Raw genomic sequence first — 11,678 nt, forward strand, 5'->3', positions numbered from 1 at the left:
GCGTCCTCCTCGCCGTCGCCGGCCGCGTCGGTGCCCTCCGTGCTCTGCCGCGCGGCCCGCGTGGACACGGCCACCGTGCCGTCGGGGGCCTCGCTGCACACCGCCAGCACCGTCGTCCCGGCGTCGGCGAGGGAGCGCAGCAGCGCCCACACCTCGTCGCGTTCGGCCTCCGACAGCTTCAGGTCGGTGTCGTCCACGGCGAGCAGCCGCGGGCGGGAGATCAGCGCGAGGGCGACGGAGAGCCGCAGCGCCTCCACCCGCTCCAGATCGCGTACGGCGGTGCGGGTGCCCTTGGGCAGGGCCGCCGGGTCCAGGCCCGCGGCCCTCAGCGCGGCGTCGACGCGCAGCGCGGCCTCGTCGCGGCGCTCACCGCGCGGCCTGAGCAGCCCGCGCAGCGCGTCCCCGAACCGGCGCTGGAGCAGCACCCGCTCGCGCAGGTGCTCGCCCACGGTCAGCGCGGGCTCCAGGTCGGTCACGCCCGGCACGTGCGCGAGCGCGCTGACCCGGCGCACCGCCGCCATCTGCCGCGGCAGCCGGGCGCCGCCCACCACCGCCGTCCCCTCGGCGGCCTTCATGCGCCCGGTCAGCGCGAGCAGCAGACAGGTGCGGCCCGAGCCGGACGGCCCCTCGATCGCGATCAGTGAGCCGGGTTCCGCCTCGACGCGCACGCCGCGGAACGCCCAGCCCCGCGGTCCCTTCACGCCGAAGTCCCGGGCGCTGACGGCGAGTCCCCCCGCCGCACGCTCTCCCACAGCAGGTCCCCCCAGAGGTGAGCCGACATTTGAACTGACTGGTCAGTGCAAAAACTAGCCCGAACCTTCGATCGAGGCAAAACCCCAGGTCAGATCGGATTGTCAGTGCCATACCTCACGATGGGCACATACGGCACCCCGTATGAGGGCGTGCCGTCACCCAGACGACAGGAGGTTCGTCATGGCCCACTCGTCCGCCGCCGCGCGCCGGCGCCGCACCACCGGCCCTGCCCCCTCACTGACCGGCCCCGCGAGCGATGTCCACCCCGTCCTGCGCCGCGCCTCGGCACCGCCCGCCGCGCTCGACCTGCTCGCCAAGGCCCGCGCCGGACTCCAAGAGGCCGCCGACCTCGAAACGCCGAACGAGCGCTATGCGACGGCCCACCTCGCCGCCCTGCGCACCGCCGCCGCCGTGCTGGCCGCCCGCGGCCGGCCCGAGACCAGCCCACGACGCCGGGCCCGTATCCGGAGCGCCTGGGAAGTGCTCCCCGAGATCGCGCCCGAGCTGGCCGAGTGGAGCGCCCTGTTCGCCTCCGGCGCCCGGCGCCGCGCCCTCGCCGAGGCCGGCGTCCAGGGCGCGGCCGGCAGCCGGGACGCCGACGACCTGATACGGGACGTGGCGATGTTCCTCCGCCTGGTGGAGCGCATGCTCGTCCTCCAGCCGGTCCTCCCGCAGCCACGCGCGGACGGGGAGGGGGACGCCCAGGGCACCGGCCACCGGATGCCGGACGCGGGCTGACGGCGGCCGGGACACAGGGACGGCGGGACACCGGAGCGCAGGGACGGCACGCGGGGACGGCCGGACGCCCGGGCGCAGGGACGGAAGGACACGTGGAGGGCGGGGACACCGGGATGCCGGGACGGTGGCTGTCGTGGCACCCCTTGCGGTACGGGTGACCAGGCAGGCCACCGGAGGCAATAGGGTGGAGAGCGCCTGAAGCCTTCCCCTCCGGCACCCCGGAGCCCGGAGGGCAGCCCGTTCGCCCCGCCCTGCGACAGGCGGTGCCGTGCCGAGGAGTCAACTGCCGTGTCGGACCCGATGCGACCCCGCGCCTCACTCCGTACCGCCGTGGTCTGGGAGGTCCTCCAGGACGCCCTGGACCGCCGGGTCAAGGCCACGGGCCGGGAGTCGCTCGACGTCCTCGACACCGGAGGCGGCAGCGGCAAGTTCGCGGTGCCCGTCGCGCGCCTCGGCCATCGCGTCACCGTCGTCGACCCCAGCCCCAACGCGCTCTTCGCGCTGGAGCGCCGCGCCGCCGAGGCCGGTGTCGCCGACCGGGTGCGCGGGGTGCAGGGCGACGCGCACGGGCTGTTCGACGTGGTCGAGCGCGAGGGCTACGACGCGGTGCTCTGCCACGGCGTCCTGGAGTACGTCGACGACCCGGCCGAGGGCGTCCGCAACGCCGTGGCCGCCCTGCGCGCCGAGGGCGTGCTCAGCGTGCTCGCCGCCGGGCTCGGCGGCGCCGTGCTCGCGCGGGCCCTCGCCGGCCACTTCACGGAGGCCAAGCAGGCCCTCGACGACCCGAACGGCCGCTGGGGCGCGGGTGACCCCATGCCGCGCCGTTTCACGGCCGACCAGCTCACCGGACTGGTCGAGGGCGCGGGCCTGCGCGTCGCCGCGGTGCACGGCGTCCGGGTCTTCGCCGACCTGGTGCCCGGCGTGCTGGTGGACACCGAGCCCGGCGCCATGGACGCCCTGCTCCGGCTGGAGGCCGCGGCCGCCGAGCTGCCCGCCTTCCACGCCGTGGCCACACAGCTTCATGTGCTCGGTGAGACCCAGGTGGGTACACGGGGCTGAGGGGACCGCAGGCGCCTTCTGTGACCCGCCGCTGATCAGGGCATTGGTTGCGGATGGAGTACGCCACAGGCCCCCCGATCGAGCGGTTCCCGCCGTATGATCGAGGGAGACCGCTCGGCATGACGGGTCGGCGACTGGGGAATGCAAGCCTCAGCGAGCCGGGACGACCATGACGGAATCCGGTTGGCCAATTGGCGTAGAGGGGCGGGTTTCACGGGGGCGATTCCCTGCCTATCCTGAAGGGACCCCCCGAGTCGCCCCGGCGACTGCACGATGAGGAGGACTCCGTGCCGCTCTCAGAGCACGAGCAGCGCATGCTCGAGCAGATGGAGCGAGCGCTGTACGCCGAAGATCCCAAGTTCGCGACAGCGCTTGAGGGAAGCGGGCTGCGTACGTACACCCGGCGACGGGTCTACCAGGCGGTCGCGGGCTTCCTCGTTGGTATCGCGCTCCTCATGGCCGGAATGGTCGCCAAGCAGGTGTGGCTCAGTGTGGTGGGCTTCCTCGTCATGCTGGGATGCGCGGTGCTCGCCGTGACCGGCTGGCGCAAGGCACCTCGTCCGGGTGAGCAGCCCGGCGGCGGTCCGCACGCCCGCCACCAGGGACGCCAGCGGCGCTCGATGATGGACCGGATCGAACAGCGCTGGCAGCGACGCCGTGACGAGCAGCAGGGCCACTGAGCCGCTCCTACGCTCCGCGCCGGCATAGACGTGTGTGAGGGGGCTGCCACCCCGCCGGGTGGCAGCCCCCTCACGCATGCCTACGTCGGACGAGGCGCCGACCAGGCCAAGCCCAGCACCAGGGCCAAGTCAGGGGCCAGGGCCAAGGTCAGAGCGCCCAGGGTGGACTAGGGCCAGGGCGGGCCAACACCACGGTCGAAAACGCAGCTACGGCCGCGCCCCGGCCCACGCCCGCTCATGCCCACGCCCGCACATGTCCACGCCAGAGACGGCCACCGACGGACGCTGCCTGCCTGCCTGCCTTACGCAAGCACGCACGCCCGTCCGCCATGACCGTCCCGTGGCTCCGCCGCGCTCAGCGGCAGAACCCCTCAGCGGCAGAGCCCTTCAGCCGCTCTGCTGCCCCGACGGCCGGCGCAGCAGTGCCGCCCAGCGGGTCGACCAGCGGGCCCGGACGGCCGTCCAGCGGTCCGCCGCGTCCCACAGCGCCCGGCGCGCGGAACGCGGTGCCAGGACCGCCCGCACCCGGGTACGCCAGCCGACTTGGGCCCGCAGCGCCGCCCGCACCCGCCGCACCTCGGCGGGCAGTCCGCTCGCCGCCTGCGGCCGTGGCGCGAACAGCACCTGCTCGACCGCGCCGGCGATCCGGTGCACCGCCTCGGCGGCGCCCTCCTCCAGCCGGCCGAGCCGTACGATCCGCGCGGCCGCCGTGCGCGGGGTGAGCGCGTCGTCCGGGACGATGCCGTAGTCCCACGCGGTGTCCGTCAGCTCCCGCCAGAGGGCCAGCACGTGCCCGGCGGCCACCTCGGCCGCCCGCCGCTCCGCCTCACCGGGCAGGGCCTCCACCTCGATGCCGTCGGCGCGGCCCTCGGCGCCCCGGTCGGCCCGGTCCCGGCCGAGCACCCCGGCCGCGCCGGACCTGAGGTGCGGCGTCGAGGCCAGCCGCACCGAGCGCCGCCGCAGCCGCCACAGCATGGGCAGCAGGGGCAGTACGACGACCAGTGCCCCGAGCCCCACCCACAGCGCCGTCCGGTACCAGGGCCTGCTCTCCTCGTCCGGGTCGCCCGGGTCCAGCGGAAGCGCGGCGCCGCACTCCTGGAGCCGCTTCTGCTGCGGCGTGCAGCCGGCGCTCGCCGACGGCTCCGCCGCGGGCGCCTCGGCCGTCGGCCGGGACGTCTCCGGCAGCTCCGGCACGCTGCTGCCCGGGATCTCCGGCACGGTGTACGGCGGGGTGGAGCCCCGGTTCGGGGTCGGCTCGAAGCGGGTCCAGCCCACGCCCTCGAAGTACAGCTCCGGCCAGGCGTGCGCGTCCCGCAGCCCCACCGACACCGTGCCGTCCGCCTGCGGGGTGCCGGGCGCGAAGCCCACCGCGACCCGGGCCGGGATGCCCAGCGTGCGGGCCATCGACGCCATCGCGAACGAGAAGTGGACGCAGAAGCCCTGCTTGTCCCGCAGGAACCGGGCGATCCCCCGCGAGCCGCTGCCGACGTCGACCCGGGTGTCGTACTCGAAGCCGCCGTTCAGCGCGAAGTACTCCTGGAGCTTCACCGCCTGCTCGTACGGGTTCGCGGCGCCCTCGGTGACCTCGCGGGCGGTGCGGGAGACCACGGCCGGCAGCGAGTCCGGCACCTCGGTGAACTCGCGCCGCAGGGCCGGCGGCGGCGCCGGGGCGTCGGCGAGCTGCCGCGCGGTCGGCTGCACGTCGAGGCTGGTCACCGTGTACCGGGCGCCGCGCGTGTTCTGGCCGTGGTCGCCGACGAGGGTCATCCCCACCGGCTCGTACCGCCAGTTGCCGTCGACGTCCACGCCGCTCGGCGGGTACGGCATCGGCAGCCAGTCCTGTGCGTACCAGTCCGCGGCCGCGATCCGGGTGCGGACCTCCGCGCGCCGCACGTCCGGGCCGAGTCCCTGCGGGGTCGGGAACTCGTCCGGCACCGTGACGATGTCACGCCGGGACGGCTTCCAGGTGGTGCCGTCGAAGTCGTCCAGGGACACGATCCGCAGGTACAGGCTGGAGAGGCTGTTCGTCTCGGTGCGCAGGGAGAGGACCTGGCGGTCCTCGTTCACGTTCAGGCTGTCGCGCAGCGACACCAGCGGGTTCACCGCGGAGATCGTGCCGCCGCCTCCGGGGCCGGTGCCGACGCCGGTCCCGGCGCCCTCCAGCAGACCGCCGCTCATCGCGGGCAGGGCCAGCGGCGCCACCAGGGCCACGCCGAGCGCCACCGCGCCGATCCGCCGCCCGGTGCGCACCGGGGCCACCGCCGCCGCGGGCGGGCCGCCCGGTGTGCGCGGTGCCGCGGCGAAGACCCGGCCCCACTGCGACAGCCGCTCGCGCCCCTCGGCGAGGAGCATCATCAGATAGCCGACCGCGGCGATCAGGAACCACAGCCAGTCGGCCGCGCCGTCGGCCAGCCCTGCGGCCACCGAGTACAGCGCGAGCAGCGGCAGCCCGGCCGGGGCGGCGCTGCGGAAGGTCACCGCCAGGGCGTCCACGGCGAGCCCGATCAGCAGCACCCCGCCGATCAGCATCAGCCGGATGCCGTCCGTGAGCGGCGCCGGGATCGCGTACCGGGACACGTCGTCCGTGCCCTGCTGGAACAGGTCGGCGAAGCGGGCGAAGGCCTCCGGGCCCGGGACCAGCCCGGCCAGGGCCTGCTCGCGCGCGAAGACCAGGGTGAGCAGCAGCACGGTGACCACCAGCTGCGCCGCCACGGTCAGCGGCCGGGCCAGCGGCACCCGGCGGGCGGCCGCGCCCACGGACGTCTGGATCACCAGCAGCACGGCCGCCTGGAGGAACCAGGTGGCCGGGTCGACCAGCGGCAGCAGTGCGCACGCGGCCATCAGCGTGGCCGCCGCCGCGCATATGGCCATCCGGGCCCGCCCGCTCATCACCGCGCCTCCCCGCCGCTCGCGCCCATCCCCCGCGCACCGAACCCACCGGCGCCCGCGCCGCTCGCACCGAACCCACCGGCGCCCGCGCCGCTCGCCCCGAACCCGCCGGCGCCCCTCGCGCCCGCACCGAACCCGCCGGCGCCCATCCCGCTCGCGCCCGTCCCGGCCGTGCCGAACCCGTTCGCGCCGTGCCCCGGTCCGCTCGCCGTGACCACGCCGCCGCGCTCCCGGTCCGCCTGCCGCCACATGTCGTCCAGCGTCGCCCCGCGCGGGACGCTCACCGCGGTCCAGCCGGCCTCGCGCAGCATCCGCAGCCCCTCCTCACCCCGGTTCACCGGCCGGGCCGGCGCCGGGTGCGGCTCGCGCACCCACACCTCGCTGTCCAGCAGGAACGCGACGGCGGCCCCGCTGCGCTGGCGCATCCGCGCGGCCGTGGCGGCCTGCTCCTCGTCGAGGTCGCCGAAGAACGCCACCAGCAGTCCCTCGTGGCCGCCGCGCAGCACGTCGTAGGCGCGCGACAGGCCGGAGCCGTCGGAGTGGTCGATCACCGCGAGGGTGTCCATCATCAGCCCCGCCGCGTCCGCCGACTCCTGGTCGGCGCCCGCGAACCCGTCGGCGCCCTCACCGGGCACCGAGCTGCCGGTGTCCGTCAGCAGCCGCACCGAGAAGCCCCGCTCCAGCATGTGCACCAGGACCGAGGCGGCGCCCGACACGGCCCACTCGAACGCCGAGTCGGGGCCCGCGCCCCGGAAGGCGGCGCCGCGCGTGTCCAGCAGCACCGTGCAGCGGGCCCGCTGCGGCTGTTCCTCGCGGCGCACCATCAGCTCGCCGTAGCGGGCGGTGGAGCGCCAGTGCACGCGGCGCAGATCATCGCCGTAGCGGTACCCGCGCGGGATCACGTCGTCCTCGCCGGCCAGGGCCAGCGAGCGCAGCCGGCCGTCGCCGTACCCCTTGGCCTCGCCGGTCAGCCGCACCGGCGCCAGCGCCTCCACGCGCGGGATGACGGTCAGGGTGTCGTACGCCGAGAAGGCGCGGGTCAGCTCGCACATGCCGAACGGGTCGGTCAGGCGCAGCTGGAGCGGGCCCAGCGGATAGCGGCCGCGCAGGTCGGAGCGGACCCGGTAGGACACCTCGCGGCGCCCGCCCGGCTCCACCCGGTCCAGCACGAACCGGGGGCGCGGACCGAGCACGTACGGCACCCGGTCCTGGAGCATCAGCAGTCCGGTGGGCAGCCGGGAGACGTTGTCGACACGCAGCTGGACCCGGGCCTCGCTGCCGGCGGGCACGCGCGCGGGGGAGAGGCGGCGGCTGCCCGCGACCCGGTAGCGGGTGCGGTACAGCACCGTCGCGCACACCAGCGGCAGCACCGCGAGCAGCAGCCCGACGCGCAGCAGGTCGCTCTGCCCGAGGACGTAGGAGCAGATCGCCGCCGCCACTCCGGCGGCGAGGAAGGACCGCCCGCGGGTGGTCAGACCGGCGAGGGCCGTGCGCAGCCCGCCCCCTTCGCCCTCCGGCTGTCCGGGCCGGGCCTGCCGCACCGCCCCCGTGCTCATCACAGCCTCCGGGGCGGCTGCTGGCCGTAGGCCGTGGCGCCGTGGCCCAGGCCGTAGGCGTTCTGCTGGGGGGTGGCGGGCACCGGGGTGCGCTGGAGGATGTCCTGCACCACCTGCTCCGAGGTGCGCCGGTTGAGCTGGGCCTGGGCGGTGGGCAGCAGCCGGTGGGCGAGCACGGGCACGGCGAGCGCCTGTACGTCGTCCGGCAGCGCGTACTCACGGCCGCTGAGGGCGGCGGACGCCTTGGCGGCGCGCAGCAGGTGCAGGGTGGCGCGCGGCGAGGCGCCGAGTCTGAGGTCGGGGTGGACGCGGGTGGCGGCCACCAGGTCCACCGCGTACCGCCGGACGGTCTCGGCGACGTGGACGCCGCGCACGGCCTCGATCAGCTTCACGACCTCGTGCGCGTGGGCCACCGGCTGGAGGTCGTCCAGCGGGCTGACCCCGCCGTGCACGTCCAGCATCTGCAGCTCGGCCTCCGGGCTCGGATAGCCGATGGAGACCCGCGCCATGAAGCGGTCGCGCTGGGCCTCCGGCAGCGGGTAGGTGCCCTCCATCTCGACCGGGTTCTGGGTGGCCACCACCATGAACGGGCTGGGCAGCTCGTAGCTCTGCCCGTCGATGGTGACCTGGCGCTCCTCCATCGACTCCAGCAGCGCCGACTGGGTCTTCGGCGAGGCGCGGTTGATCTCGTCGCCGATCACGATCTGCGCGAAGATCGCGCCCGGTTTGAACTCGAAGTCCCGGCGCTGCTGGTCCCAGATGGACACGCCGGTGATGTCCGACGGCAGCAGGTCGGGCGTGAACTGGATGCGCCGCACCGAGCAGTCGATGGACCGCGCGAGCGTCTTGGCGAGCATCGTCTTGCCGACGCCGGGGACGTCCTCGATGAGCAGGTGCCCCTCGGCGAGGAGCACGGTCAGCGCGAGCCGTACGACCTCGGGCTTGCCCTCGATCACGCCCTCCACCGACGCGCGCACGCGCTCCACGACGGCGGTCAGGTCGTCCCCCACCCCCGGATTCACTCCGGTGGGGGTACCCCCATGGCTCGCCCGGTCGTCATAGGTCGTCACCCGGCCCTCCTAGGCCCCGTTCTCCATGACCGACGCTCTGGTTCGCGCGACCGGCCCACCCCGAAACACGGACGGCGCACGGAGAAAGTTCCGCGCGGCGCCACCACCGCATTCTTGTTGCCGTTACCGGTTCGTGTCACTCGACTGTGGACAACTGTCCGTGATATGTCGGCTTTCCTGCGGTATGGCGGCGCCGCGGGCGCGGATCGACAGCGAAACGACAGCCCCGCCCCGCGGTCACGGGCGGGCCGGAGGGGGATCAGGCGGGGTCGATCTCGCGCAGCAGGCCCGTCTTCACGTCGTAGACGAAGCCGCGCACGTCGTCGGTGTGCGGCAGGAACGGCGAGGTGCGCACCCGCCGCATCGACTGCCGTACGTCCTGGTCGACGTCCCGGAAGCACTCCACCGCCCAGGAGGGGCGCTGGCCGACCTCCTGCTCTAGCTCGGTGCGGAAGTCCTCGGTCAGGGTCTCCATGCCGCAGCCGGTGTGGTGCACGAGGACGACGCTGCGCGTGCCGAGCTTGCGCTGGCTGATGGTCAGCGAACGGATCACGTCGTCGGTGACGACGCCGCCGGCGTTGCGGATGGTGTGGCAGTCGCCGAGCTGGAGACCGAGCGCCGAGAGCACGTCGAGCCGGGCGTCCATGCAGGCCACCACGGCGACCCGCTGGACCGGGCGGGCGTCCAGGTCGGAGTGGGTGAAGTCGGTGGCATACCGCTCGTTGGCCTCGACGATCCGGTCCGTGACGGAACCTGCGGGAGCGGCGGTGTCCTGGGCGGCGGTGGGAGCCGATGCAGAAGTCGTCATGAGTATGACGTTACTGGTCACTCGCGGCCGGGTCCTGCTGTGAGACGGGGCAAAAGAGCGTCATCGGGCCGTTCTGTGACGTACCCCACAAGCGTGGCGCGCGGCCTCCGTCCGAGTGATCCGCCGGCTCCGCCGGTGCTGCCCGCGCCGCCCGTCGCGACGCGCAGGCCGGTTGATTGACCGGGCCACGGGGTGGACTAAAGTGACGCGAAGCGGGAGGCGAGAGGCGCCCTCCCAGCTGGACAGCATTCCCGGAGTCCCCGGCGACGCACCGGAGAACCACGCGCGCGGCGCGTACGTACGGCTCGGCCTCCACCCGCTCCGGCCGGCCGACGCCCCAGGCGCCGGCCCGCCTCCCCTTCACGAGCGGGCGGGGACCCGGCGGTGCGTGCCGCCCGCCGGACCTGAGAGGGCCCCTTGAGCCAGAGTCGACACGTCCCGGTGATGCTCCAGCGGTGCCTGGACCTGTTGGCCCCCGCCCTCCAGGCGCCCGGAGCGGTGGTCGTCGACTGCACCCTCGGACTCGGCGGCCACAGCGAGGCACTGCTCGCCCGCTTCCCCGAGGCCCGGCTCGTCGCCCTCGACCGCGACAAGGAGGCGCTGCGCCTGTCCGGCGAGCGGCTCGCCCCCTACGGCGAGCGCGCCACCCTGGTGCACGCCGTCTACGACGAGCTGCCCGAGGTGCTCGGCCGGCTCGGCGTCCCGCGCGTCCAGGGCGTCCTGTTCGACCTCGGCGTCTCCTCCATGCAGCTCGACGAGGCCGACCGCGGCTTCGCCTACGCCCAGGACGCCCCCCTCGACATGCGCATGGACCAGACGACCGGCATCAGCGCCGCCGAGGTCCTCAACACCTACCCGCCGGGCGAGCTGGTGCGGATCCTGCGCGCCTACGGCGAGGAGAAGCAGGCCAAGCGGATCGTCGCTGCCATCGTCCGCGAGCGCGAGAAGGAGCCGTTCACCAACAGCGCCCGCCTGGTCGAACTGATCCGCGACGCGCTGCCGCAGGCCGCCAAGCGCACCGGCGGTAACCCCGCCAAGCGCACCTTCCAGGCCCTGCGGATCGAGGTCAACGGCGAGCTGTCGGTGCTGGAGCGGGCGATCCCGGCCGCCGTCAGGGCGCTCGCCGTCGGCGGGCGGATCGCCGTGCTGTCGTACCACTCCCTGGAGGACCGGCTGGTCAAGCAGGTGTTCGCGGCCGGTGCCGCGTCCACCGCGCCGCCCGGTCTGCCCGTCGTCCCCGAGCGCTACCAGCCGCGGCTCAAGCTGCTCACGCGCGGTGCCGAACTTCCCACCGAGGAAGAGGTCGCCGAGAACCGCCGGGCCGCACCGGCCCGGCTGCGCGGCGCCGAGCGCATCAGGGAGGACGTCGAGTGAGCCAGGCGCAGGGCCGGACGCGCGCGGGCGCGGGCCGGCCGGCCGGACCCGCCGGGAGGGCGCGCGCCCGCCGGGAGGGCGTGTGAGCAGCAAACCCGAACTCAGGGGCAGGGCGGCACGGCTCGCGCGGCTCTTCCCCACCGCCCCGGGCCAGGCTGCCCGCACCCCCTTCGTCCTGCTCGTCGTGCTGCTCCTCGGCGGCGGCCTCATCGGCCTGCTGGTGCTGAACTCCGCACTCAGCGAGGGCTCCTTCAAGCTGGCCGACCTGCAGCGCGAGACCAAGAACCTCACCGACGAGGAACAGGCCCTCCAGCGCGACATCGACGCCTACTCCGCGCCCGACGCCCTCCAGCGCCGCGCCCGCGAACTCGGCATGGTCCCCGGCGGCGACCCCGCCTTCCTGAACCCCGACGGCACGATCCGGGGCATGCCGTCCCCCGCTCCCGCCCCGGCCGCGCAGAGCGCCGCGCGCGTCCCCCTCGTCCTCGCCCCCGAGGCCATGCGGGACGCCCCCGCCGCCGTCCCCACGCCCGCCACCTCCTCCGCGCCGCCCGCCACCTCGTCCGCGCCCCCGGCCGGTGCCCCGGCGACCACCCTCTCCGCCGCCCCCACGGCCGCCGCCCCCACGGCCCCCCACCCCGCCCCGTCCGCCCCGACGACGCCCCCTACGACCCCCGGCAGGTGACGGAAGTGGCTGACGACTACGGCAGGCAACCGCCGCGCCGCCGGGTCCCCGGACCCGCGCGGCCCG

10 protein-coding genes are annotated in these 11,678 nt (G+C 75.0%); 5 read left to right on the plus strand and 5 right to left on the minus strand.

The genetic code is table 11. The features are described from left to right. Positions 1–752, minus strand: a 752-nt coding sequence (locus AB0K92_RS18995; protein ID WP_365924254.1) for an ATP-binding cassette domain-containing protein, incomplete at its 3' end; no start/stop codon positions are given. Between the two features lie 181 nt (positions 753–933). Between AB0K92_RS18995 and AB0K92_RS19000 the strand changes: the two genes are divergently transcribed. From AB0K92_RS19000 to AB0K92_RS19010, 3 genes are all read left to right on the plus strand, one after another. Beyond that, positions 934–1,491 (plus strand): SAV_6107 family HEPN domain-containing protein, encoded by a 558-nt coding sequence (locus AB0K92_RS19000; RefSeq protein WP_365924256.1) that lies wholly within the window; start codon positions 934–936, stop codon positions 1,489–1,491. A 288-nt stretch (positions 1,492–1,779) separates the two neighbouring features. After that, positions 1,780–2,550 (plus strand): methyltransferase, encoded by a 771-nt coding sequence (locus AB0K92_RS19005; protein WP_365924258.1) that lies wholly within the window; start codon positions 1,780–1,782, stop codon positions 2,548–2,550. Positions 2,551–2,837: 287 nt separating this feature from the next. Next, on the plus strand, positions 2,838–3,230 hold the full coding sequence (locus AB0K92_RS19010) for a DUF3040 domain-containing protein (RefSeq protein ID WP_073942861.1): 393 nt from the start codon (positions 2,838–2,840) through the stop codon (positions 3,228–3,230). Between the two features lie 387 nt (positions 3,231–3,617). Here the strand turns inward: AB0K92_RS19010 and AB0K92_RS19015 are convergent, their stop codons facing one another. From AB0K92_RS19015 to AB0K92_RS19030, 4 genes are all read right to left on the minus strand, one after another. Further along, the gene (locus AB0K92_RS19015; RefSeq protein ID WP_365924260.1) at positions 3,618–6,119 is read right to left on the minus strand and encodes a DUF3488 and transglutaminase-like domain-containing protein; all 2,502 of its coding nucleotides are present in this window, start codon (positions 6,117–6,119) and stop codon (positions 3,618–3,620) included. Next, a complete protein-coding gene (locus AB0K92_RS19020; RefSeq protein WP_365924262.1) occupies positions 6,119–7,675 on the minus strand; it encodes a DUF58 domain-containing protein in 1,557 nt (518 codons plus the stop codon). Before AB0K92_RS19020 ends, AB0K92_RS19015 begins: the two co-directional genes overlap by 1 nt. Beyond that, a complete protein-coding gene (locus AB0K92_RS19025; RefSeq protein WP_365924290.1) occupies positions 7,675–8,685 on the minus strand; it encodes a MoxR family ATPase in 1,011 nt (336 codons plus the stop codon). The genes AB0K92_RS19020 and AB0K92_RS19025 overlap by 1 nt, the downstream gene beginning before the upstream one ends. 319 nt (positions 8,686–9,004) lie before the next feature. Then, entirely contained in the window at positions 9,005–9,553 is a 549-nt protein-coding gene (locus AB0K92_RS19030) for a carbonic anhydrase (protein ID WP_365924264.1), read from the minus strand. 417 nt (positions 9,554–9,970) lie between these two features. Between AB0K92_RS19030 and rsmH the strand changes: the two genes are divergently transcribed. Continuing rightward, entirely contained in the window at positions 9,971–10,927 is a 957-nt protein-coding gene (rsmH, locus tag AB0K92_RS19035) for a 16S rRNA (cytosine(1402)-N(4))-methyltransferase RsmH (protein WP_365924266.1), read from the plus strand. 82 nt (positions 10,928–11,009) lie between these two features. Further along, positions 11,010–11,612, plus strand: coding sequence for a septum formation initiator family protein (locus tag AB0K92_RS19040; protein WP_365924268.1), 603 nt, complete (start codon positions 11,010–11,012; stop codon positions 11,610–11,612). Positions 11,613–11,678 lie beyond the last annotated feature (66 nt).

The organism is Streptomyces sp. NPDC052687 (assembly GCF_040678395.1).
Classification (GTDB): Bacteria; Actinomycetota; Actinomycetes; order Streptomycetales; family Streptomycetaceae; genus Streptomyces.

Excerpts from the sequence above, each read along its gene's own strand:
- AB0K92_RS19000 (WP_365924256.1), top strand. The coding sequence starts at position 934 with ATGGCCCACTCGTCCGCCGCCGCGCGCCGGCGCCGCACCACCGGCCCT.
- AB0K92_RS19015 (WP_365924260.1), bottom strand. The coding sequence starts at position 6,119 with ATGAGCGGGCGGGCCCGGATGGCCATATGCGCGGCGGCGGCCACGCTG.
- AB0K92_RS19020 (WP_365924262.1), bottom strand. The coding sequence starts at position 7,675 with ATGAGCACGGGGGCGGTGCGGCAGGCCCGGCCCGGACAGCCGGAGGGC.
- AB0K92_RS19030 (WP_365924264.1), bottom strand. The coding sequence starts at position 9,553 with ATGACGACTTCTGCATCGGCTCCCACCGCCGCCCAGGACACCGCCGCT.